A 23,827-nucleotide genomic window follows, 5' to 3' on the forward strand; every position below is an offset into this window, starting at 1 on the left:
AACCCCGCCACCCGACGACACGACGACGATGACCAGCGGGAGGGGCGACTCGTGAGCGCGGACGCCGAGAGCGAGGCCGACGAGGCGTTCGTCCGGGTGTGCGAGGACCTCGTCGAACGCATTCTGTCCGGCGACGTAGAGCGCGACGACCTCGAATCGGCGAAACTCGACGCCTGCTCGGAGCACTCGGCGTCGAAGGTGCCGAAAAACGCCGACATCCTCCAGCACGCGCCCGAGGAGCGCCGCGACGAGGTGCAGGCGGTGGTCCGGCGCAAGCCCGTCCGCACCGCCTCGGGCGTCTCGCCCGTGGCGATCATGACCTCGCCGCATATGTGCCCGCACGGGAAATGCCTCTACTGCCCCGGCGGCCCCGCCTCGGAGTTCGGCAGCGCACAGAGCTACACGGGCCACGAGCCCGCGGCGGCGCGGGGCGAGCAGAACGACTACGACCCGTACGGGCAGGTGACCCTGCGGCTCGAACAGCTCAGACACATCGGCCACCCGGTCGACAAGGTGGAGCTGATCCTGATGGGTGGGACCATGACGGCGCGGAGCCACGACTATCAGGAGTGGTTCGTCAAGCGGGCGCTCGAAGCCCTCAACGACTACGACACCGACGCGAAGCCGGACCCCGCCGAGGGCCGGAGCTTCGCGGAGAAGGACCCCGATTTCCGGTATCTGGAAGACGTGATCGCGGAGAACGAGACGGCCGACGTGCGGAACATCGGCACCACCTTCGAGACCAAACCCGACTGGTGCGATCCGGAACAGATCGACCGAATGTTGCGGTTGGGCGGGACGAAAGTGGAGGTGGGCGTCCAGACCACCTACGAGCGGATCAACCGCGAGATGCACCGCGGCCACGGCGTGCAGGCCTCGGTCGACGCCAACCGCCGCCTCCGCGACGCCGCGTTCAAGGTGGGTTTTCACATGATGCCCGGCCAGCCGGGCATGACCTACGACATGTGTCTGGAGGATTTCCGCCAGCTCTTTTCGGACCCCCGGTGGCGCCCCGACTACCTCAAGATCTATCCGACACTCGTCGTCCGTGGCACCCGCACCTACGACATGTGGCGCCGTGACGACTTCGACCCCCTCGACAACGAGACGGCCGCCGACCTCGTGGCCGAGGTGATGGACCTGATTCCGAAGTACACCCGGCTCCAGCGCGTCCAGCGGGACATCCCCGCCGACCACATCGACGCCGGCGTCTGGAAGTCGAACCTCCGGCAGTTGGCGACCCAGCGCGCCGCGGAGATGGGAATCGAGCCGCGTGATATCCGCGCCCGCGAAGTCGGGCACAACGACGCCGACCCCGATCCGGAGCGGGTCGAACTCGATACGATGACCTACGAGGCGGGCGGCGGGACTGAACAGTTCATCAGCTTCGAGGACCCCGTCGCCGACCTGCTGATCGGCTTCTGTCGCCTGCGCTTCCCGAACGACCCCGTGCGCCGCGAACTGAACGGCGCCGCGTTGGTTCGCGAACTCCACGTCTACGGGAGTGAGGTCGGCCTCCGCGACGACGACGCGGCCGACTGGCAACACCGCGGCTACGGTCGTCGCCTCCTCGAACGGGCCGAGGCGATGGCGGCCGACGCCGGCTACGACAAGCTGAGCGTCATCAGCGGCATCGGCGTCCGACGGTATTATCGCGAGAAACTGGGCTACCACCAAGACGGCCCGTACGTCTCGAAGCGGTTGTAACCGTGTCGACGGAACGGCTCACCTGGGCGCTGCTTCTCGCCGCCGTCCCGGCCGCCGTCGCCGTCGCCCTCAGCCCGCCGAACGTCTACGCGCGGGCCATCGTCGGCGTCGGGGCAGTGGTTGCGGCGTTTCCGGCGGCGTATCTGCTGGCCGGGCTTCGGGTGTAGGCGGACGGTTTCAAGACGGCGGCCGCCGAAAGCCGAGCGTGAGCGATTCGGATTCGGACCCCGACCGCCGACACGACCGCCTCGACCGCCACCCGACGGTGGGGCCGCGAAACTCGCTGTGGCACTGGCCGGACGCCAAACACCCGTTGCGGGTGATCGTCAACTACCTCGCGGTCTGGCTGATCCGCGTCTCGCCGAGCCTGCGGGCGAAAAACTGGCTCCTTCGTCGTCTCGGCGCCACCGTCGAGCCGGGCGTCGCGTTCGGTCTGGAGGCGACGCCAGACGTGTTCTGGCCCGAACACCTGACGATCCGGGCGGACGCCATCGTCGGCTACGACGCGACCCTCCTCTGTCACGAGTTCCTACAGGCGGAGTACCGGACCGGCGAGGTGGTGGTGGGCGAACGGGCGATGATCGGCGCGGGAGCGGTCGTCCTCCCCGGTGTCGAAATCGGTGCCGACGCCAAGGTGGCGGCCAACTCCCTCGTCACCGAGGACGTAGCCCCGGAAACGACCGTCGCCGGCATCCCGGCGCGGCCGGTCGAGGGCGGCGTCGGGTCCGCGGCGGACTGATACGGTTTAGTGTAAGTCATTACCGGTGGGTCGCCGACCAGTCCTGGCGACCCACCGGTAAACAGTTACACTAATCCGTATGAAACGGGTCGTCGTACCGGCGTTTCGGCCATGTCGACCACGACGGGCCGTCCACCTTACGCCGACTCGACGCCGCTGATCTCGAAGCGGGCGCCGCCGCCCTCGCTCTCGGCGATGCGCACGGTCCAACCGTGGGCGGCGGCGACCTGCGCGACGATGCCGAGGCCGAAGCCGGGCGTCCCCTCGCTCGCCGTCTCGAACGCACGCTCGCGGACGTCCGGCGGGATGCCCGGCCCGTCGTCGGCGACGTAGAAGCCGTCGTTCAGGTCGCCGACGGTGATGGAGACGCTCGAGTCGTCCGTCCGGTCGCCCGGGGAGCCGTGTTCGACCGCGTTTCGGACGAGGTTCTGGAGGAGTTGGCCGAGTCGGCTTCGATCCGCACGGATCGTCCCCGTCGTCTCGACGGCGAGGGTAGCGGTGCCCGTCTCGACGGTCCGCCAGCAGGCGTCGACGGCGTCCGCGAGCGACACCGACTCGATTTCGTCGGTCCCCCGTCCCTGCCGAGAGAGCGCCAGCAGGTCGCCGATCAGCTCCTGGCTTCGGGCGAGTGCGTCGGCCGCGTCGTCGAGATGCACGCTGTCACACTCCTCGGACGCGAGTTCGAGGCGCCCCTGGGCGACGGTGATCGGACTCCGAAGGTCGTGACTGACGACACCCGCGAACTGTTCCAGGAGTTCGTTCTGTCGTTCGAGCGTCGTCCGGTACGCCTCCCGTTCCGTGATGTCTTTCGCGACGCCGAAGACGGCGTTCGGCGGGCCGTCGTCGGTCCCGTCGTGGACCGGCACCTTCGAGGTCAGAAAGGTCCGTTTCTCGCCGTCGACGACGATCCGTTCCGTGGTCCGGAGTGGTTCCGCCGCGTCGAGGACGCGCCGATCGTTCGCCCCCACTTCAGCGGCCATCGTCGTCGGGTGAATCTCCGCGTCGGTGCGTCCGATCACCTCGCTGTCCGACAGTCCGAACAGCCGCCTGTAGTGGTCGTTGACGAGGAGGTAGCGGCCGTCCGCGTCCTTCAGAAACATCGGCGTCGTCGTGCTTTCGAGGATGCTGTCGAGGCGCCGATTCGTCCGTTCGACCTCCGCCTCGCGGCGCTTGCGGTCGGTGATGTCGTGGTGGATGCCGACCATCCGCCGGCCCTTCTCGTTGTCGACGACCGTCGCGTGGCTTTCGGTCCACAGCACCGTCCCGTCCGCGCGCCGCATCCGACATTCGATGCGGTAGTCGCCGTCCGTTTCGAGCGCCCGTTCGAGCCGTCGCTCCACGTCGTCCAGGTCCGCCCGATGGATCCGTGCCGCGAACGCCTCGTAGGTCCCCTCGAACGTCCCGGGTTCGAGCCCCATCACGCGTTCGAGCGTCTCGTCCCAGACGACGGCATCCGTCTCCAGATCCCACTCCCAGACGCCCGTGTCGGTCGCCTCGAGCGCTAGGTCGAGGCGGTGTGTCGTCACTTCGAGCCGTCGCTCCTGCGCACGGCGATCGGTCACGTCGACCAGCGAGAAGAGGACGCTCTCGACGGCGCCGTCGTCGTCGAACGTCGGCGCGCCGTTGACGAGAAGCACCTTCTCGGTGCCGTCCGGCCACCGAATCGTGTGGCGGTAACCGTAGAGGGGCTCGCCAGTCTCGTAGACGCGCCGAAACGGCAGTTCGGCGTCGGGGATCGGATCGCCGTCGAGGTCCCTGATTCCCCACTCGATGTCGTTGTACGCGCAGTCCGTGAGCGTCGCACGGGTCAGCCCGAGGACCGCCTTGGCACGCTCGTTGGCGAAGACGAACTGCCCGTCCGCGTCGACCTGAACGACGCAGCCGGGGACCGCCGTGAGGATGCCTTCGAGCCGCTGGCGTCGGGACTCCGATTCGGCACGCGAGCGGTGAGCCGATACGGCGTTCGAGATGCGGTGTGCGAGTATCGTATAGCGGTCGGTGCCCCGTCCCTTCTGGAGGTAGTCGGTGACGCCGGCGGAGATGGCCTCGCTCGCAATCTCCTCGCTCCCCTTGCCGGTAAAGAGGACGAACGGGAGGTCGCCGTACCCCGTCCTGATGGCGTCGAGGAACTCGATGCCGGTGAGTCGATCCATCTCGTAGTCGGAGACGACACAGTCGACGTCGGTCGCCGCCAGCCGATCCAACCCCGCCTCGACGCTCGTGACCGAGTCGACGACGAACCGATCGTCGGCCCGTTCCAGAAAGGTCGCGGTCAGCTCCGCGAACGCCGGATCGTCGTCGACGTGGAGGACGTGGATCGGCTCGGTCATGCAACACGTTGACCCCCGGCGTCGAAAACAGTTCCGTACACCGCTCAGGATCGAACCCGCACGAAGCCGTCGGAAAACACCTTGCTGTTGGGGAAGACGAACTCCTCGCCGTCGGTTTCGACGTGTGTGACGAACAGGTCCATCTCCTGAACGATGCCGCGAACGTCGCCCACCCGAATCTCGTCACCGATGGTGTACGGTTGGTTGAGCAGGAGATAGGTTCCGACGGCGCCGGCGGAGAGCAGGTGTCGGAAGGCGATACCGCCGAGAAAGATGATTGCGAAGACGTAGGCGGCCAGCAGGACGATGAGCGCCCCGGTGGCGACGCCGACCTGTCCGAGGGCGATGAGCGCGGCCAGATAGAACACGCTGTATTTCGCCATCAGGGGGAGAACGCCGACCTGCGGAAGCTTCACCCCCCGGAAGCGCTCGGAGACGACGAGTTCCACCTTGTCGCCGAGCAGAACGCCGACGATGAGGACGATGACGGCGAAAAAGACCTGCGGCAGGAAGCCGGCCACCGCGTTCCAGAACTGGGCCACGTACTGAATCTCGGCGACGGCGACGGCGGCGAAGACGGCGATACCGAAGACGAAGTAGCCGGCGATGGCGGCGAGGATGTCGACGGTCGAGGTGCCGAACTCGCGGGCCGTCCGTTCGAAGGCCGTCCCCTCGATGGCGCCGGGGACGCCCACCCGTCTGAGCACGCGGCGGGCGACGACCCGTGTCAGCCACCCGAGGACGACGCCGACGGCGAGTGTCGCGAACGCGAACCAGAACCAGAGGGGAACGGTCTCGGCGACCTCTCGGATCGTACCGCCTTGCATCTCAGTACTCCTCCGGATCGATCTCCAGAATGAGGTCCCCGCCTTTGAACGCCCGCACCATCCCGTCCGATTCGGAGAGGACGATGGCGATGGCGTTGGTATCCCGCGTGATGGCGCCGCCGGCCATGTGGCGCGCGCCCAGTCCCTTCGGGATGTCGACGCCCTCGGCGGACGGCTCCAGATAGCGGTACGCCGAGACGATCTTGCCCGAATCCGAGACGATAAAGGCGCCGTCCAGCCGCGAGAACTCCTTGAGCATCACGTTCACGATTGGGTCGCCGACGTGGACGTGGGATTTCTCGAAGGGGTTGTAGCTGAGCGGCCGGGACTTGTTCATCACCTTCCCCGCGTCGCCGACGACGAACAGGGCGCCGACGGGCTTGCCTTTCTGCCCTTTCTTGCCGAGGTCGATCGCCACCTCGAACACGTCCCGGATGACGCCCGGTTCGGCCCGCGAGTCGGTGAAGAGATCGTAGATGCCGGAACGCATCGATTCCTCGACGCGCACCCGGACAAGACTGTCGGCGTCGCCGCCGTCGTCGAACATCGAGACGGCGCAGACGACGGTGTCGCCCTCGGCCACGAACCCGTGGTCCATCGCCCCTTCGATGCCGAACTTGATGCGGTCGCGGACGTTGTCGAATCCGAGCGGAAGTTCGACGAACGAGGCCGCGTCCACGCCGTTCTCGGCGGCGATCACCACCCGGTCGACGTCCGCGGCCGCGAACCGCTCGTAGTACGCTGCCGACGGCGAAAACAGGAACAGTCCGTCGACGTCGTCCACGAGGCTGCCGAGTGAATCACGTAACGTCGCCATTGAGGAATTGTCGAGACGGGGCGAAATAAAGGTTTGTGGCGCGTCACACGCCCGTCATGCGTTTCTCTCGGCGTGGACGGCGATCAGTCCCGCAACTGCGCCACGTGGTCGATCCGTCGCTGCACCAGGTCGGGCGTCCCGATGTCGTGTCTGATCCGAAGTCCCTCGCCCGCCGCCGCCAGCGCGTCCTCCGCGATGACCTCCGCGTCCGTGATCGTCTCCGCGAGACCGACGACGGCGAAAGCCCGCGAGGTAGTAGTGTAGAGGCCGTCCTCGCGGGCGTCGACGCTCGCGTAAAAGAGGAGAGCGTCGCCGTCGTCGGTCGCCGCCCGCGCGACGCTCGCCTCGTCCACCTCGATCCGTGCGCCGGCCTCGGGGTCGGTCGGGTAGCCCGCCGGCACCGCGTACTTACAGACCGTCGCCTGCGAGTCGAAGTCGAGTTCGGGAAGGGGGTCGCCGTCCCGCGCCGCCGTCAGCACGTCACAAAACGGCGTCTCGAGGACGGGAAGGGTGTTCATCGCCTCGGGGTCGCCGAAGCGGGCGTTGAACTCCACCACCCGCACCCCGTCGGCGGTGAGCATGAACTGGCCGTACAGGACGCCCTTGTAGTCCGGGAGGGCGTCGACGGTCGACTCCAGCACTTCGACGGCCTCGTCGTAATCGCCCGGGTTCATGAACGGCAGGGTCGACCCGGCGTCGCTGTAACTCCCCATCCCGCCCGTGTTAGGCCCCTCGTCGCCCTCGTAGGCGCGTTTGTGGTCCTGCACTGCGGGCGTCGTCCGAATCCGCCCCGAGGAGCGTCGCTCCTCGCTCGCCACGAACGCCTGCACGGTGAACTCCTCGCCGATCAGTCGCTCCTCGAGGACGACGCGGTCGTAGTCGGCGTCGCGGAGATACGCCTTGGCCTCCGCTTTCGTCACCTGGTCGCCGGTGACGCGGACGCCCTTCCCGCCGGTCAGACCGGCGGGTTTGACCGCCAGGTCGCCGTCGTACGCGTCGATGTAGTCGCAGGCGGCGTCCATATCCTCGAACGTCTCGAAGTCGGGACAGCCCGGAATCCCGTGCTCCCGCATGAACCGGCGCTGGTACGCCTTGTCCGTCTCGATGCGGGCCGCCTCGGCCGACGGGCCGAATGTGTAGACGCCGGCGTCGTCGAGGGCGTCGGCGACACCCGCCGCGAGCGCCGACTCCGGCCCGACTACGGCGAGGGTGGCGCCCACGTCGTCCGCGAACGCGACGATCCCCTCGGCGTCCGTCTCGTCGACGATCCGTGTCTCCGCGGCGAGTTCGGCGATGCCGGGGTTGCGGTTGCTCGCACAGGCGTACAGGTCGGCGTCGGGTACAACGGCGCGGGCGATGGCGTGTTCCCGCCCGCCGCCGCCGACGAGGAGCACTGTCTCTGACATGGTCGATCCACCCGCCGGAATCGGCCTAAACGTTGCCCTTTAGGGCTCGCCCGCCGTCGCGGCGACGACGCCCGCCCGCCCGCCGACGGCGGCGACGAGGCCCACGGCGACCAGCATCGCGCCGACGCCACCCAGCGCCAGGGGGAGTTCGTACCCCACATCGAGGCGGGTCGCCGGCAGGGTAAACAGGGGCGGGCCGACCGCCTGCGCGCCCAGTACGACGCTCGTCCGCAGGCTCATGACGCCGCCGCGGAACTCCGGCCCGGCGAGTTCCGACAGCGCCGACGCCGCCGAGGGGAGGAGGAGTCCGTGTCCGACCCCGAACACCCCGAGGGTGAGGAGCACGCCCGTCGCCGAGGTGGTAGCCCACACGCCGACGAGGCCGGCGGCGTAGCCGACGAACCCGGCCGCGATCAGCCCGAGGTTCGACAGGTGGCGCGCGAACCGACCGTTGAGGACGGCCACCACCGCCGCGGGCATCGTCGCCCCCGTCACGAGCGCGCCGACCCGCCCCGACGCCAGTCCGTACGTTCCCTCTAGCAGGAAGGGGACGGCGGTCAGAACGCCACCGAAAAAGAGGACGAAGCCGCCGAACGTCGCCCCGTAGACGAGGAGGGCCTCTCGGGCCGGGAGCGACGCCGCCGCGTCCCGCAGGTACGACCACGACCCCTCGCGGTCGGTCGCGCCACCGATCGGCGGCGGATCGAGGAACCAGTACACCGCGGCGGCGACGACGACGCTCGTCCCGTAGAGGTAGAAGGGGCCGTCCCACGACCGGGCGGCGAGGACGCCCCCGAGCACCGGCCCGGCCGCGGCGCTGAAGGAGATGCCCGCGCTGACGACGCCCATCACCGCGTTGCGCTGCGGGCCGTCGTAGTAGTCACCGACGAGCGCCAGCGTCAGCGAGGCGAGGATGCTCCCCCCGACGCTCCCCTGCACCGCTCGGAGGGCGAGCACCTGCCAGAGGTCGGTCGCGAGCGTCACCGCCAGCCCCGCGACGCCGTAGACCAGCAGGCACGGGACCACGACCCGCCGCCGGCCGAACCGGTCGGCGTACATCCCGACGACCGGGGCGAGGACCGCCCCCGGTGCGGCGAAGGCGGTAATTACCAGCCCGCTCCGCGCGCTCGACACCTCGAACGCGTCGGCGATGGCGGGGAGCGCCGGGCCGACGACCGTCACGTCGAGAGGCGCCACCGCCGCCGTCGCGAGGAGGAGATACAGCCGTGGCGACCGCCACGGGACGCCGACGTCGGAGTCCGCCATCGCTCGGGCCGAGGCACGGGACGGTTAAGAATCCGGCCGTTCGGCGTCCGCCGACGCGCCGGCTTCGAATCGCTCGTACCGCGCCTCGAACTGCGCCTCGCAGGACGGACAGCAGAACTGGTGTATCTCGCCGCCGATGCGGGCCGTCGTTCCCTCGCTCGTCACCGTGTTGCTGCACTCGGCACACGTCAGCGCGAAGCCGGTGCCGCCGACGCTCGGCGTCCACTCGCCGCCCGTGAGAAGCGTCACCTCGTAGTCGGCGACGACGCCGTCGTCGACGGTGCGGGCGAGCCAGCGCCGTACGTCGCCGTCGGGGATTCGGGCGTAACAGACCACGTCTCCCTCGGCGGTGGTGAAGAGATGTTCGACGGCCTCGGCCGCACGAAACGCCTCGCGGCAGTCGTCGACGGCGTCGCGTCCGGGTTCGACCGTCACCAGCACCGGTACGCCCTCTCGGAGCTTCGAGCGATCCACGTCCAGCGTGAACCGCCGGATCACGCCCAGTTCCTGGAGGCGGTCGACGCGGTCCGACACCGCGGGCGGCGAGAGGTCGACCGTCTCGGCGATGTCGGCCCACGGCCGACGAGCGTCGTTCATCAACGCCTGCAGGATCGCGAGGTCCGTCTCGTCCAGGTCGCGCATGCGAACACGGAGGCACGCCGAAAAGATGTACCTTCGGTTGCCCGGCGGCCGCTCTCCGGTCGTACACCGGGGGTTCGCCAGGACGGGTTGCCGTACGACGAACCGTACCGGTCACGACCGCTCGTCGTCCGATGGCCGGAGGTCGTCCGGGCGTCGGTGGAACCGGTCTTTCGCCAGATGGCTCCGGATGCGATCGAGGTCGTCCGCGGTGAGTCGCGATTTTCCCGACCGGTCGGCGTCCCAGCCCTCGGCCGGCGCGTCGTCGACCGACTTCTCGTCGCCCGCCGCCCCGTCGGCCGTCTCGGCAACCGAGGCCGCGTCGTCGACGGCGTCCACCTCCGTGTCAGTCCCGTCGACACCCGGAGCGGGCGGGAGCACGCCGATGGCCACCGCGCCGACGCGTGCCGTTACGAACGCCACGGCGGCGACGAGGACGACGAAACCGACGGTCAGGAACGTGTGGGGGTCCATGTGTGGGCGGCGCCTTCCCTCATTCTGTCAGCGTAATCAAACGTGGTGACGCGAAAGTCGAATCCGTCCAGCTTAATCCGACTTAAGCGCGAGGACGTGGCAGTAGGCACCCATTTCCGGTCCGGGTGGCGTCCCGTTTGGCTCCGTCTCCACGTTTCGAGGCCGGGGACTCCGTCTCACTCCCGTTCCCGTAACTGCTCGCGGTGCAGGGAGAGGATCAGGTCGGCGAGCACCCCGAACATCAGCAGTTGAACGCCGACGAGAATGGCGAAGCCGGCGACGACGGCGAGCACCTCGTGGGAGATTCGCTGTGTCACCCACTCGATCCCGACGTAGACGGCGATAAAAAAGCCCGTCGCGGTCGACACCGTGCCCAGGCTCCCGAAATAAAACAGGGGGTTGTTCGTCTTCGCGCGGCGGTAGAGTTCGAGGAAGATGATCCCGCCGTCGCGGACTGGGTGGAGGTTGGTGTTCGACCCCGCCGGGCGCGGGTAGTACGTGATGGGAACGACTCTCGTCGAAATTCCGCGCTTCGCACATTCGACGGCCATCTCCGTCTCGATGCCGAAGCCGTCCGCCGTGAGATGCATCCGCTCGAACGACTCGCGGGTGAACGCCCGGTAGCCCGAGAGGATGTCGTCGAACGACTCGCCGTGGATGAGGCTGAAAGCGCCGTTGATGAGGCGGTTACCGAGGCGGTTCAGCGCCGTCATCGCCCCCGAGCGCATGTCGGCGAAGCGGTTCCCGATGACGTGTTCCGCCTCGCCCGAACGGAGGGGGTCGAGCATCGCTTCGGCGTCGTCGGCGCTGTAGGTGCCGTCGCCGTCGAGCATGAGGACGTATTCGGCGTCGATATGTTCCCGGACCGCTTCACGGACCGCCTGTCCCTTGCCCTCACCCGTCTGTTCGACGACGCGGGCCCCGGCGTCGCGAGCGACCGACCGGGTATCGTCCGTGGAGCCGCCATCGACGACGAGGATGTCGGCGAAGCCGGCCGCGCTGAAGTCCGCGACCACGTCGCCGATGGTCTCGGCTTCGTCGAGGGTGGGGACGAGGATACAGACGTCCGCGGACGGAGCCATTGCCGGGGTATCGGCGAGGCGATACAAAAGGACTCTGCAACTCGGGCGGTTCCGTGACGGAGTTGTGTGCCCATTCCCGTTTGAGTGGATTGATATAGCTGCGTCTGTATGCGGTTTCGCATGGAAGTCCTCATCACGGGTGCCCCTGGATGGCTGGGGACCGAACTCGTCCGGCGGCTCGACGACTCGGAACACACCATTCGCTGTCTCACGTTAGCCGGCGTCGATACGTCCGAACTTGATCCGTACGACGTAGAGACGTATCCGGGAGACATCCGACAGCTGGACACCATTGTCGACGCGTTCGACGACTCTGTCGATATCGTGTTCCACTGTGCTGGGATCATTCACCCGTCCAGTCTGTTTGGTGCCGACCAGTTTTTCAAGATCAACGCCAACGGCACGCTGAACATGCTGAAGGCAGCACGAAAGCATGACATCGACCATTTCGTCTACGTCTCCTCGAACGCCGCTCAAGGATTCAACGACTCGCCGAACGAACTCATGACCGAGGAGATGCCGTGTCAGCCGGAGAGCAACTACGGGGAGTCGAAGTACATGGCTGAACAGCACGTCCGTCGGTACAACCAAGAGTACGGACTCGATTTCACCATCGTGCGGCCATGTTGGTACTACGGCCCCCGACAGCCCGAACGCATGAATAGACTGATGCGGATGATTGAGGGTGGGAAACCGATCGTGTTTGGCAACGGAATGAACCTCCGGAGCATGACGTACGTCCCGAGCCTGGTCGATGCCCTAGTTTCCGTGATGGAGCGGCCGTCGGTGTCAACCGGTGAGACGTACTGGATCGCCGACGAACGACCCTACACAACGAACTACATCTATCGGACCATCGCGGATCTCCTCGGAGTCTCCGAGAATCTCCAGCCGATCTACGTCCCCACACCCATTTCCCGGATCATGGAGATTGCCGATGTCACTCTCGGCAATCTCGGTATCTACGAACAGAATGTCCATGTCGCCGGCGAAATGTCGAGAAATATCGCCTGTGACCCCTCGAAGGCGATTTCCGACCTCGACTGGGAGCCCCCGACCGACCTCGTCGAAGGGATGCGAGCCGGCGTCCAATGGGCGCGGGAACACGACGCTATCTGAGGCGACGAGATTGCTCTCCACAGATATCGAATCGGCCGGTACGTCCACGATACGGGGCCTCGTCTACGAACTGCGCCCGTGGCAGTGGTACAAACAATTCATCCTTTATTTGGCCGTGGTTTTTTCGGGCGCTGCGGGGCAGATCGATGTCTGGTTGCGTGTCACCGCTGGTGCCCTCCTGTTCTCGACGGTCGCCGGGAGTACCTACGTGTTGAACGACGTGAGCGACGTGGAGGCGGATCGCAGGCACCCACGAAAGCGTCATCGCCCGATCGCCAGCGAACAAGTGTCGATCCCTATTGCGGTCGTGGCCGCTGTCTCGCTGTACGTCCTGTCCGGGGTGTTATCGTGGCTTCTGGACCCGATTTTTTTGGGGCTCCTCCTCCTGTACGTTGGGCAGAACGTCCTTTACAGCCTCCATCTGAAGCAGTACCTCTTCGTCGACCTGTTTAGCATCAGTGCCGGGTTCGTCATCAGAGCTGTTGCAGGGGTCGTCCTGGTTGGGTCGCCGCTGAGCCCGTGGTTGCTCCTCTGTACGTTCCTAACCGCGCTGATGCTCGGCGTCAGCAAACGCTGGGGGGAACTGACTGAGACTGCAGAGCCGACGGCGGTGCGCGAGACGTTCGAGGGCTACTCAACGCCGATGTTGCAGTTCTTACTCGGTAGCGTCGCGACGACGCTGTTGATGTCATACTCGATGTACACGTTCTTCGCACGAAGTCTCGCGATGATGCTCACCATCCCCTTCGCGTTCTTCGCCGTCTTTCGGTTCGTACACAACACCTTCCGTCATGAGGGGAGTAGCGAACCTCACATGCTGTTGCTGGACCGACCGTTGCTGACGAATTTCTTGGCCTGGGGGGCCGTCGCGCTCGCGGTGCTCTACTGGCCGGTTTCGGAGGTATTCCTATGATCCTCGACATCGACCTGCAGACGCACACCCGTTTCTCCCAAGAATGTGGCTGGGTTCCGCCGGAAACCCTGATTCGGCGGGCGAAGCGGGTCGGTCTCGATGGGGTGGCCATCACCGACCACAACACGATGGATGGGATCGACCCCGCACGGCTGGCAGCCGACGACGGGTTCCTAATCATCCCGGCGGAGGAAATCGACACTACCGAAGGACAGATCATCGGTCTCTTTCTGACGGAGCCGATCGACCCTTGGCAGCCCCCAGCCGAGGTCCTCAACACGATCCACCGACAAGGCGGACTCGCCCTCGCGCCGCACCCGTTCGACAACCTCCGCGACGGACTCGAAACCATCGCGTCACACGCGGACCACATCGACGCCGTCGAAGTGCTGAACTCCCGCTGTATCCGTGACGCCTATAACGCCCGTGCGAGGACGTTCGCCGAATCCCACCGCCTGCCGATGACGGGCGGGAGCGACGCGCATTTCGCTCGCGAACTCGGTCGGGCCTACACCCGCGTGGCGGTTCGATCGCCGCCCGACCGAGACGGATCGTCACAGTATCACGAGCCGATGCTCGGCGCCGTACGGCGGGCCATCGAGGACGGAGATATCAAGCCCGCAGGCGGCCGTGGGACTCTGGCCGTCCACGCCGGCACTAAGATGGTAAAACTGCTCAATCGGCTCCGCAACGCATGAACCTCCGAAAGAACCTGTGGGAGTTCGTCGTTATCGGACTCGCCGTCACGCTCGCGCTCAGCGTCTACGCCGAGTTCGACTCGCTCATCCGTGCGCTGTCCGGGTTCGACTGGTGGCTCCTCCCGGTCGTTCTGGGATTGACGCTCCTCAATCAACTCCTTCGGTTCGTCAAGTGGGAGTATCTACTCCGGCGGATCGATGTTCGGCTCCCACCGGTGACGAGCCTCGGAATCTTCGGAAGTGGTCTGATCATGATACTGACGCCCGGTAAACTGGGTGAAGTGTGGAAATCCTGGTTGATTCGCGACGTGACCGGATCGCCGGTGAGTGCGACACTCCCGGTCGTCGCCACAGAACGGATCACCGACCTGCTGGGAGTCGTAACGATCAGCACCCTCGGCGTTGTCGCCTTCGACTACTCCCCCGTCTTCCTGCTCGTGGTCCTACTCCCCGTGCTCGGTGGTATCGGTTTTTTGCAGTACGAACGGGGGTGTCTTCGGCTCATCACCGCGCTGGAGGGCATTCCGGTCGTGTGCCGCCGGATCGACGACGTTCGCACCCTCTACCTGAGTTCCCAGGACCTGCTTCGCCCGCGGCCACTCGCCGTGACGACGCTTCTCAGCACGGTCTCCTGGGGAATGGAGTGTTTCGCGCTCTGGGTCGTCCTCTCGGGCTTCGGCGCGGAGGTTCGTGTCACCGTCGCCGCCTTCGTCTTCGCGGTATCGAGTATCCTCGGCGCCCTCAGTCTCCTTCCGGGTGGCCTCGGTGTTACCGAGGGTTCGATGACCGGCCTCCTGCTGCTGTTCGACGTGCCGCGGGTCACCGCGGTCAGCGCCACGCTGATCACGCGTGCGGCGACGCTCTGGTTCTCGGCCGGGCTCGCGCTGCTAGTGTATGTGACCTTTCAGTGGCAGACGATGGTGGACGGTGTGTCCTCGGATTGATGAGTCGTCTCACCACAGGTAGTTCCCGAACAACTGCATGCACACTGCCTGTAGCCAGACCAGTGCAGCCAGTTGTTTGCCTTCGGTGAAAGACAAGTTCCGGTGATGAAAGTAGTTCCCGACAAAAAGCAGAAGGAACGGAAGCAAGAAGAGACATATACGCGCCGTTTCACCGGTTCTCGGCGTCCCTGCAAGGAACAGGACAACTATTGTCAGCATCCCGTACCAGCCGAAGTCGGTGATCCCGTTCGTCGGCAATCTTGCCCCCTTGTACGCTATGTACCCACAGTACGGACCAAAAAATAGCACGATTCCCAACACATTCTCAATCCTCGTTGTAACGTACGACACCGGCGCGGTCGTTGCGTAGAACCCGCCGCCGTACTTCGCACTCTCGATGGCCGATGCGGTGAGGAAGGACGTGACGTAATTAAACCCCGTCAGTAGATAGATGGCTCCCATCGCAGCCGCGATCGGCAGAGTGAATAGTGATAGTTGCCGGACAAAATTGAGCGTGGTTCCGTCCCGCAACCGATCCAGTTGGTGTAGACCGACAACGCCGAGCACAAACACGCTTAAAAAAGTGATCGAAAACAGCATGATGGTGGCTAGTACCGCGGCCACGTAGTGGAGGAGGTTATCATCGGACTGCCACCTCACGTAGTGATATACTGTGACGATGACGAGACATGCGACGACGGCGTCCAGTGTCGTGTAAAAATACACCTGAACGGCAGGCAAGAGCACGAAAACCGACGCCATCATGATCCCAATCTCGTGATTAAACTGCTCCTCTAACAGTAGGTACGTGTAAACCGAACTGACGGCTGCCACCAGCAGGATTACCAATCCAGTGAATACCGGATGGGAAATCACCTGTCTTGGGACATAGTAGAGGAGGACAGCTCCGGGGGGATGGCCCCGTGCGTGGATGAACAGGTCCGGTTGGATGCGATTGAAATTCGCTACGAACCCATACGCTGATTCCACGGTCGCGGCGTCCTGAAAGTAGTGTGTCTCGCGGCCGTTCCGCAACCCTGTCAGGGGATACAGGAACCCAAGCTTGAATCCCTGAATGAGCGTCGTCAAGACCGTTGAACTAACACAGAGGAGGTACACATGAACCCACTCGAAGCGTTCTAGGTTGGATACCGCACCCAGCACTACGACCCAGGCTATCACCGCGATAACGGCGTGTTTCGGTGTGAACAGGACCTCATGGTACCGAGGAAACGGGTCGAACGCAGGAAACAGGAACGCCAGCACACTCGGGAAACGCATCACACCAACACCTACCGGAAAGAACATCCGTCCAAGATCCGCCTCGGGCAACACCAGCCGTGCGAGTACAAACCGAGTCCAGTTCAGGAATACGAATACCACCGCGAACGTACTACCGATGCCGATGAGGTTCTGTTGGTCAAACAGTTCCGTTGATGAGCAGAAGCCCAGTAGGAATCTCCTAAACATCAGACTCAGGAGAATTGACGTAACAGTCTGAGGATCTTCTGTTTCGGTGCGGTTCGATGGACACTCCCCTCCGCCCCCGTCGCCTCAATGTCGTTCGCTCGGTACCAGTCGTACGCGCGCTCGAACATGTCGAAATTGCTGTCGGTTGGGGTCCACCCCAGCATCTCCGTCGCTTTCGTGATGTCGAAGTAGTAGTCCTTGAATACGGTCTTGTAGTGCCACGGGGCGAGCGGCGAGAGACGCAGCGTGTCGAGCGTCTGGAGGACGAGGCTCACGGGGCGGGCCGGAACCCAGAGTACGTCGGATTCCGACTCCCCGTAGTCGATCAGGTGGCGAAGGTCGGTTCCAAGCGTGTTGTAGTCCGTGTTACCGATGTTGAACACTTCGCCAGAGAACTCCGCTGTCGCAGCCAGATATGATGCATCGGCCAGATCATGCGCGCTCACCAGCTGAAACTTGTTTTCGCCATCGCCGAGCATGTAGATTAGTTTATTATGTTCCACCCAGTCGAAGAGTATCTGGTAGATGCCGGCCCGTCGTTCGTCGAGTACCGTCCGTGGCCGGAGAATATTGACTGGCAACCCGAGATCGGCGTAGTTGAGTGCGATCCGATCGCCTGCCAACTTCGACCGCCCGTATCGACCGATCGGATCGAGCGATGTGGACTCGGTTACCGGCATCGTCGAAAGATCGTACACAGCACTCGACGAGATGTGTGTCACTCCGTCCACCTCGGCTTCTAGGGCGGTTTGCATCACGTTTCTGGTACCGTACAGGTTGACCTCACGGAAGGTGTCCCCCGCCTTCGTGAGCGGAACCAGCGCGACGTTGTGATGGACGTAATCGACATCCGCCATGGCACCTGCGAGCGCCTGTCGATTTCGAACGTCGCCCTCGACATAATCGACTCGTTCCATCAATTCGATTCCCGGAATGTCGGGCGGCGTAATGTCAAATATCTTGACGCTTTCGCCGCGGTTGAGAAGATATTCGGTTGTGTGGCTCCCGACGAATCCAGACCCCCCTGTCACGAGGTGTGTCGCCATTGTAAACCCCTTCTGGAGAAACGGACTTGATGATTTCGGTTATCTGTCGCCGAATTGGCCCATCTCTCGGCTAGATGTCCGTCGATAGCCGCTTCATAGGGGAGTCCGGGCGGTCCGGGCGAACGATGCCGATTGACCGTCGTCAGCGTATGCAACTCGACTGTTACACCATCCCGGCGGCCGTTCCGGCACGGACCAAGTGTGGAGTGTTGATGGGTGTATACGGCCAGTCGGAAGTGACATCCTTTATTACTGCCGGGGGTTTCTGGCCAACCATGCTCGAGCCCCACGGCGGCAGGCTCGTCGATCGAGTTTTGGAGGGTCGATCCGCTTCGGAGTTGGACGATGTCCCCTCCATCACGCTCACTCCGCCGCAGTTTCAGGAAGCCGTTAGCATCGCTACTGGACGGTTGAGTCCTCTCGAAGGCTTTCTCAACAAAAACGACTTTTTGAAAGTCGTTCACGATATGACGCTCGAAGACGGGACGACCTGGCCGCTTCCGGTCGTCCTCGATGTCGACGGTGAGGCCGCCTCCGAGATCGTGCCCGGAGAACGGGTTCGACTCGACCGACCCGACGGCACGCCAGTGGGGTACATCGACGCCGAAGAGGTGTACAAACACAACAAGACCGAGACGGTGAAGCACGTCTTCGGCACCGACGACGACTCCCACCCGGGCGTTCGGAACTATCTGGACCGCGACGACTTCCTCGTCGGCGGTCCCATCTCCCTCTTCTCGGAGGTCCGACACGGCGATTACGACCTCTTCCCGAAGGAGACACGAGTACTGTTCAACCATCGAAACTGGGACACCGTCGTCGGGTTCCAGACCCGCAACGCTCCCCATCGCGCCCACGAGTACATCCAAAAATCCGCGCTCGAACAGGTCGACGGCCTCCTCGTCCAGCCGAAAATCGGGGCGAAGAAGGCGGGCGATTACACCGACCGGACGATCATCGACGCCTACGGGGCGCTCATCGAACACTACTACCCACACGAGAACGTGTCACTGTCGGTGTTCCCGAGCAAGATGCGATACGCTGGCCCCCGCGAGGCGATCTTCGACGCCCTCGTCCGCAAGAATCAGGGCTGTACACACTTCGTGGTCGGCCGCGACCACGCCGGCGTGAAGGACTTCTACGACGGGTTCGACGCGCACACGATCTTCGACGAGATCGACGACATCGGGATCGAGCCGCTGTTTTACAACTACTCGTTTTATTGTACGGTCTGTGACGGCATGGTGTCACAGAAGATCTGCCCCCATAGCGACGACGAACAGATCCATCCGAGCGGGAGCAAGATCCGCGAGATGATTCGTTCGGGAACCCACCCCTCGGAAAAGATGATGCGTCCGGAGGTTGCAGACGTGATCATGGACGCCGAACAACCGTTCGTGACCGCGGACGAGGGGGAGGAGTCGACATGAGCTTCACCATCTGGTTCATGGGGCGCCCGGCCGCCGGCAAGTCGACGCTCGCGAAACGCGTCGAGAACATCCTCCGCGAACAGGGCCACCACATCGAGAACCTCGACGGAGACGAGATTCGCAAGAACCTCTATCCGGACCTCGGATTCACGCGGGAAGACCGAGCGACGAACAACCGCAGGACAGCGTTCATCTGCAAATTGTTGAACCGCAACGACATCTCGGTTGTCACGGGGATGATCACGCCGTTCCGTGACGCACAACAGCAGGCCCGTGAAATAATCGAATCCGAGGGCGAGTTCGTCCTCGTCTACGTGAAATGTTCCGTCGAGGAGGCTGCGCGTCGCGATCCGAAGAACCTCTATCAGCAGGCGCAGGAAGGGAACATCGAGAACTTCACCGGCGTCAACCACCCATTCCAGGAGCCACACAACCCCGACATCGTCGTCGATAGCGAGGCACAGTCGGTCGACGAGTCGGTCGCGTACGTCCTCCACCGACTCGAAGAGCTCGGTGTCCTCGAGACGGAGTACAGTTCGGAGTACGACTTCGACCTGACGGTCGAGGAGGAAGACGAAATCAAGGGCCGACTGGACGATCTCGGCTACCTCGACGACTGATGAGACGGGACTCACACAAGACCGCCCCCGTCTACCACGGGGTTCGAACCGCTGGATGACCGACCCGCGGGTCTCGGTCGTCGTTCCGTACAGTCCGGCACACACGCCGGAAGCGATGCTTGAGGAAGCGCTGGCGTCCGCCGAGACGCAGTCCGTCCCCACCGAGCCTATGGTCGTGACCGACGAGAAGGAGCGAGGACCGGCGTGGGCGCGCAACCGTGGTCTGGAGCGAGTGGACACACGGTTCGTGGCCTTTCTCGACGCAGACGACCTGTGGAAGCCCGGAAAGCTGGAGCGACAACTCGACGCCATCGAGGAGACGGGCGCGGCAATCTGTGTCGAGGGGCGGTCCCGCTCGACCGAGGCGTTCGTTCGCGACCTGTTTCTCGGACGAATCGACTCTCTCACGTCCTCGGTGCTACTGGACACGTCGGCGGTCGAACTTCGGTTCGTCGAAGCACTCGAACGCCGTGAGGATCACCTCTTCATCCTCGAAGCGGCAGCGGCCGGCGGGGTCTGTTTCCGTGAGGATCTCGTCACAATCCGGAAACAGCCTGACGGACTGTCGGCCCGGAACTCGCCGGAACTTCGCGTCCGGGCGAACGAGCGATTCGCCGAACTGTTCGCGGAGCGTGTCTCCCCGGAACTTGCCGATCGATACGCCGATGCGTTCTACCACAAACTGTATCACGGGGTCGGGCGGGCCGCACACCGGAACGGGGAGTACAAACAGGCGATCGGCTACTTCAGACGCGCGCTCGCACACGACGTGACGCCCCGGACGGTGGCAGCGACGTGTCTGAGTGCCGTCGGGTATGCCGTCGGGACGGTCCGGAAATAATGGGCGCTGCGTCGAAGTATCTCCGTGGCAGCGCCGTCGGTGCCGTCGGCAAACTCTCCACACTCGTCGGTGGTTACGGAACCCTCTGGTTGCTCACACACACTCTGAGCAAGAGCGACTACGGGGCCTACGTCACTGGGTTCACCGTCGCGACTCTGATTGCTCTGGTCAGTCAGATCGGTCTCCGTGAAGTGACGATCCAGCACGTCTCTGAACTCGACGTGTCCGACATCGACGAGCGAATCAACCGCTTCGCCGGCGCGGCGCTCGGGTGGACCGCGCTCGTCAGCCTGGCCGCGGCCGCGGTGGTGTGGGGTCTGGCCCCGCTGGCTACCGCCGTCGTCGAGGACCCGATGGTCGTCGAGTGGGTGCGGCTGCTCGCCCTGCTGATTCCGGGGATGGCGCTTTTGCCGATCACCAGCGGGGTGCTCCGCGGACTCGAACGTGTCCCGACGGCGATCGCGCTCGAACAGATCACCAGCGAAGTGCTCCGTCTCGGCGGTATGGCCGCCGTCTACCTGTTCGTCCCGCGGCCGTGGGCCATCGCCGCCGCGATCGGCCTGTCGTTTTATCTGCCACTCGTCGGGTTCACCATCGTCTCGAAGGGGTGGCAGTACCTGAACCTCAGCGCCATCTCCCGTGAACAGTTCCAGTTCTCGACCGTCCTCCTCTTGAATTCCATCGGAAGCAAGTTGATGAAAAACGTCGACGTGTTGCTCCTGACGACGCTCGCCTCCACGGCGTCGACGGGAGGGTACGACGTAGCGTGGAAAGTCGCCTCCGTACTTCGATACGGCGAGCAGGTCCTGAGCAACGTGTTGCAACCCCGTATCTCGAAGTTCCTAGCCGAGGATCAGGTCGACTTTCTCCTCGCCGAGTACAATTTCGTTCGTGATATCTCGGTCGCCTCGACGCTTGGTGGGCTGTTTGTCCTCCTCCTCTTCGGCCGAGAACTGTTGGGTCTGTTCGGTGCGTACGCTGGACAGTACGACTTGTTGCTCGTGCTCGGCGCCGGCATGGTGATAAACACCTCCTTCGGGAAGATCGGACAAATCCTGCTGATGGGCAAGCAGGGCCGATTCATCCTCCTCAACACGATACTCAATCTCGTCGGGAATATTGGCCTGAACGCCGTGCTCATCCTGCGGTACGACGCGATCGGGGCGGCTATCGCGACGACGATCACGGTGTTTTTTTTCACGAACGCGCTCGGAGTGTGGCAGGTCGACTACGCCTTCGATATCGATACCACGGACTGGCCGGTGTTCGGGCTGACAGCCGCCTCCATTGGGGTCGTCGCCGGTTCCGTCCTCGGATACGTGCCGGCTACGCTCGCCGCGGCGGCGATCCTGCCTGTGAGCGGCTATCTCCTGTTCCGGAACGTGGATACCATTCTCGACCACCTTCGCGACTGATCGTGGACCGATAGGCTCCGGCGTTGCGATGGGGTTATATCCTCAGACGAGCCATACCCCATCCGAACACTGATAATGTCGCCTCCGCTCCCTGATTTCGTCATCGCGGGCCCACAGAAGTGTGCGACGACGTGGCTGTACGAATGCCTGCGCGAACACCCAGACGTCCTTCTGCCGGACACCGACTCCGTTCACTACTTCGATATGCACTACTCGCGGGGCGACGAGTGGTATCGCGACCACTTCAAGACATACGACGGCGAGGCGATGGTGGGCGAGGAGACTCCATCGTATATCCGTGACGACGTGGCGCCGAAGCGCATCTCTCGGACTATTCCGAACGCCAAGGTCCTCTTCGTCCTCCGCAATCCCGTCGACCGGGCGTTCTCCCACTACTGGCACGAGAAGAGCAAGGACAAGATGTCCTTCGAGTTCTCGGAGGTCTTCGAGAACTACGACCTCTTTTCCGACTGGGTGGTGCCCGGCCTCTACAATCGCCACATCGAGCGCTATCTGAAACACATCCCGTCGGAAAACCTGAAACTGTGCTTTTTCCACGATTTGGTCGACGACGACTGGAGCTATCTGCAGGACGTGTGCGAGTTCCTCGACATCGATCCGACCTACAAACCGTCAGTTCTCGATTCGAAGGTGAATGAAGGAAAAGTTCGCGGTCTCAAGAGCAACCCGCTCTATCGCTTCGCGGTGCACTCGTATAGCAAGTGCGCTCCACAGTTCGCCATCGAAGCCGTTCGCCCCGCTCACGACGCCGTTCAGAACCTACTCACCTCGCAAAACGAGTACGAACGGGGGATGCGGTCCGAGGATCGGAAACGCCTAGAAGCGCTGATCGTCGACGACATCCGGGAACTCGATACCATGGTCGACCGGTCGCTGTCCCACTGGTTCGAGTACGAGACTCTGTAGCGATGGTGCCGGAACACTGCTCACGAGGATCGAATATCTACCGAGGACGCCCTTGGAACGTGCTCGGATTCGTCTCGCTTACCGCTACTTCTCCGGGGAACTGTCCGATTCATCTCACCCGATGATCGATCAGCTTTCCCGCGTTGTCGCGGGCTACGCCGCCGACATCGGGGGAGTCCTCCGAGCCGGGCGATGGCCCTCGAACTTCCCGGCGGTGTTCATGTACCACCATGCCGGATCAAAAGAAGGGAACGTCGGCCCGGAGGCGTACACAGTCTCGCCGACTCAACTCGCAGCCGATCTCGAACGGCTGACGACACATGCGACGGTCGTGCCGATGGATCGATTGATCGACTGGCTCACTGGGGACGCGACACTCCCACCCGACGCGGTCGTGGTGACGTTCGACGACGGCTATCGCGATGTCGATTCGACGGTCGTCCCGCTTCTCGAACGATTCGAGACTCCGGCGACGGTATATGTTTCGACCGGCTGTGTGGCGGACCGCAAATCGCCGTTCGCGTTCCGACTACTGGATGCGCTTCGGCGGCGCGATCACGTTTCCATCCAACTGGCCGACTCGCGAATCAAGACGGACGTTTCGACGACGGGTGATCTGCAGACCGTCTACGACCGACTGTACACCGCCAGCAAGTGGGCCACCCCGGAGGAGCGATCCCGACTCCTCGACCGCCTCGGCGCGGACGATCCGGAACCGATTCCGATGTTGCGGCCGGAGGAGGTCGCATCGCTCTCGGCGTCCGAGTTGGTGACCGTTGGATCGCATGGCCATCGGCACGTCCCGCTCGCGGGGTACGACGAGTCGACAGTGCGACGTGACCTCGAGGAAGCCGACCGGCTGTTGACCGAGTGGACGGGAACGACACCCGACCACTTCTCTTATCCATACGGCTCGGCGGGACCGGCTGTACGGCGCGGCGGGCCCCGCCGATACGCGAGCGCCGTCGGTACGGACGCCCGGCGCGTCCGCCCCCGTGACTGGCGTCGACCACACGAACTGCCGCGATTCGACGGCGCCGACAGGGCGTGGCCCGACGACGTTGGCTTAGAGTGAGCCTCGACCCTTGGATCTTAGTAGCCACTACGAGTATCCGTC

23 protein-coding genes are annotated in these 23,827 nt (G+C 64.0%); 13 read left to right on the forward strand and 10 right to left on the reverse strand.

Going from position 1 to position 23,827, the window contains the following annotated elements:
* The first annotated feature begins 51 nt into the window (after positions 1-51).
* Genes HALNA_RS08250 through HALNA_RS08255 form a run of 3 tightly spaced genes read left to right on the forward strand, consistent with a single transcriptional unit; the run spans position 52 to position 2,446 of the window.
* Complete coding sequence (locus tag HALNA_RS08250) at positions 52-1,707, forward strand: tRNA uridine(34) 5-carboxymethylaminomethyl modification radical SAM/GNAT enzyme Elp3 (RefSeq protein ID WP_049935908.1); 1,656 nt, start codon at positions 52-54, stop codon at positions 1,705-1,707.
* A gap of 2 nt (positions 1,708-1,709) precedes the next feature.
* Entirely contained in the window at positions 1,710-1,874 is a 165-nt protein-coding gene (locus HALNA_RS19905; protein WP_157573486.1) for a hypothetical protein, read from the forward strand.
* Positions 1,875-1,912: 38 nt separating this feature from the next.
* Positions 1,913-2,446, forward strand: coding sequence for an acyltransferase (locus tag HALNA_RS08255; protein WP_049935909.1), 534 nt, complete (start codon positions 1,913-1,915; stop codon positions 2,444-2,446).
* A gap of 137 nt (positions 2,447-2,583) precedes the next feature.
* Here the strand turns inward: HALNA_RS08255 and HALNA_RS08260 are convergent, their stop codons facing one another.
* The 8 genes from HALNA_RS08260 to aglJ all read right to left on the reverse strand — a co-directional run bounded on the left by HALNA_RS08260 (position 2,584) and on the right by aglJ (position 11,287).
* A complete protein-coding gene (locus HALNA_RS08260; protein ID WP_049935910.1) occupies positions 2,584-4,776 on the reverse strand; it encodes a PAS domain S-box protein in 2,193 nt (730 codons plus the stop codon).
* A 44-nt stretch (positions 4,777-4,820) separates the two neighbouring features.
* Positions 4,821-5,603 (reverse strand): mechanosensitive ion channel family protein, encoded by a 783-nt coding sequence (locus HALNA_RS08265; protein WP_049935911.1) that lies wholly within the window; start codon positions 5,601-5,603, stop codon positions 4,821-4,823.
* Between the two features lies 1 nt (position 5,604).
* Positions 5,605-6,420 carry a diadenylate cyclase gene (gene dacZ / locus HALNA_RS08270; RefSeq protein WP_049935912.1) on the reverse strand — a complete coding sequence of 272 codons (816 nt, stop codon included), beginning with the start codon at positions 6,418-6,420 and terminating at the stop codon, positions 5,605-5,607.
* 83 nt (positions 6,421-6,503) lie between these two features.
* Positions 6,504-7,826, reverse strand: coding sequence for a phosphoribosylamine--glycine ligase (gene purD / locus HALNA_RS08275; RefSeq protein ID WP_049935913.1), 1,323 nt, complete (start codon positions 7,824-7,826; stop codon positions 6,504-6,506).
* Between the two features lie 39 nt (positions 7,827-7,865).
* Complete coding sequence (locus HALNA_RS08280) at positions 7,866-9,092, reverse strand: MFS transporter (RefSeq protein WP_049935914.1); 1,227 nt, start codon at positions 9,090-9,092, stop codon at positions 7,866-7,868.
* Between the two features lie 24 nt (positions 9,093-9,116).
* Complete coding sequence (locus HALNA_RS08285; protein ID WP_049935915.1) at positions 9,117-9,734, reverse strand: AsnC family transcriptional regulator; 618 nt, start codon at positions 9,732-9,734, stop codon at positions 9,117-9,119.
* Between the two features lie 111 nt (positions 9,735-9,845).
* Positions 9,846-10,205, reverse strand: coding sequence for a hypothetical protein (locus tag HALNA_RS08290; RefSeq protein ID WP_049935916.1), 360 nt, complete (start codon positions 10,203-10,205; stop codon positions 9,846-9,848).
* Positions 10,206-10,381: 176 nt separating this feature from the next.
* Positions 10,382-11,287, reverse strand: coding sequence for an S-layer glycoprotein N-glycosyltransferase AglJ (aglJ, locus tag HALNA_RS08295; RefSeq protein ID WP_049935917.1), 906 nt, complete (start codon positions 11,285-11,287; stop codon positions 10,382-10,384).
* A 120-nt stretch (positions 11,288-11,407) separates the two neighbouring features.
* Here aglJ and HALNA_RS20860 point away from each other — a divergent pair, with 120 nt between their 5' ends.
* The 4 genes from HALNA_RS20860 to HALNA_RS08315 all read left to right on the forward strand — a co-directional run bounded on the left by HALNA_RS20860 (position 11,408) and on the right by HALNA_RS08315 (position 14,961).
* Positions 11,408-12,406, forward strand: a complete 999-nt coding sequence (locus HALNA_RS20860; protein WP_211226009.1) for an NAD-dependent epimerase/dehydratase family protein — start codon at positions 11,408-11,410, stop codon at positions 12,404-12,406.
* Between the two features lie 115 nt (positions 12,407-12,521).
* A complete protein-coding gene (locus tag HALNA_RS08305) occupies positions 12,522-13,319 on the forward strand; it encodes a UbiA prenyltransferase family protein (RefSeq protein ID WP_049935919.1) in 798 nt (265 codons plus the stop codon).
* On the forward strand, positions 13,316-14,017 hold the full coding sequence (locus HALNA_RS08310) for a PHP domain-containing protein (RefSeq protein ID WP_049935920.1): 702 nt from the start codon (positions 13,316-13,318) through the stop codon (positions 14,015-14,017). The genes HALNA_RS08305 and HALNA_RS08310 overlap by 4 nt, the downstream gene beginning before the upstream one ends.
* Positions 14,014-14,961 (forward strand): lysylphosphatidylglycerol synthase transmembrane domain-containing protein, encoded by a 948-nt coding sequence (locus HALNA_RS08315; RefSeq protein WP_049935921.1) that lies wholly within the window; start codon positions 14,014-14,016, stop codon positions 14,959-14,961. Before HALNA_RS08310 ends, HALNA_RS08315 begins: the two co-directional genes overlap by 4 nt.
* 9 nt (positions 14,962-14,970) lie before the next feature.
* Here the strand turns inward: HALNA_RS08315 and HALNA_RS08320 are convergent, their stop codons facing one another.
* Complete coding sequence (locus tag HALNA_RS08320) at positions 14,971-16,431, reverse strand: hypothetical protein (protein ID WP_049935922.1); 1,461 nt, start codon at positions 16,429-16,431, stop codon at positions 14,971-14,973.
* Between the two features lie 5 nt (positions 16,432-16,436).
* Positions 16,437-17,477 (reverse strand): NAD-dependent epimerase/dehydratase family protein, encoded by a 1,041-nt coding sequence (locus HALNA_RS08325; protein WP_084509948.1) that lies wholly within the window; start codon positions 17,475-17,477, stop codon positions 16,437-16,439.
* 275 nt (positions 17,478-17,752) lie between these two features.
* Here HALNA_RS08325 and sat point away from each other — a divergent pair, with 275 nt between their 5' ends.
* The 6 genes from sat (at position 17,753) to HALNA_RS08355 (ending at position 23,785) form a co-directional block, all read left to right on the forward strand.
* Positions 17,753-18,907, forward strand: a complete 1,155-nt coding sequence (sat, locus tag HALNA_RS08330; RefSeq protein ID WP_049935924.1) for a sulfate adenylyltransferase — start codon at positions 17,753-17,755, stop codon at positions 18,905-18,907.
* Complete coding sequence (gene cysC, locus HALNA_RS08335) at positions 18,904-19,527, forward strand: adenylyl-sulfate kinase (protein ID WP_084509950.1); 624 nt, start codon at positions 18,904-18,906, stop codon at positions 19,525-19,527. Before sat ends, cysC begins: the two co-directional genes overlap by 4 nt.
* Positions 19,528-19,582: 55 nt before the next feature.
* The gene (locus HALNA_RS08340; protein ID WP_049935925.1) at positions 19,583-20,368 is read left to right on the forward strand and encodes a glycosyltransferase family 2 protein; all 786 of its coding nucleotides are present in this window, start codon (positions 19,583-19,585) and stop codon (positions 20,366-20,368) included.
* Entirely contained in the window at positions 20,368-21,783 is a 1,416-nt protein-coding gene (locus HALNA_RS08345; protein ID WP_049935926.1) for a lipopolysaccharide biosynthesis protein, read from the forward strand. Before HALNA_RS08340 ends, HALNA_RS08345 begins: the two co-directional genes overlap by 1 nt.
* Before the next feature lie 75 nt (positions 21,784-21,858).
* On the forward strand, positions 21,859-22,710 hold the full coding sequence (locus HALNA_RS08350; RefSeq protein ID WP_049935927.1) for a sulfotransferase domain-containing protein: 852 nt from the start codon (positions 21,859-21,861) through the stop codon (positions 22,708-22,710).
* Positions 22,711-22,762: 52 nt separating this feature from the next.
* Complete coding sequence (locus HALNA_RS08355; protein ID WP_157573487.1) at positions 22,763-23,785, forward strand: polysaccharide deacetylase family protein; 1,023 nt, start codon at positions 22,763-22,765, stop codon at positions 23,783-23,785.
* Positions 23,786-23,827: the final 42 nt, after the last annotated feature.

The organism is Haloplanus natans DSM 17983, assembly GCF_000427685.1.
Classification (GTDB): domain Archaea; phylum Halobacteriota; class Halobacteria; order Halobacteriales; family Haloferacaceae; genus Haloplanus; species Haloplanus natans.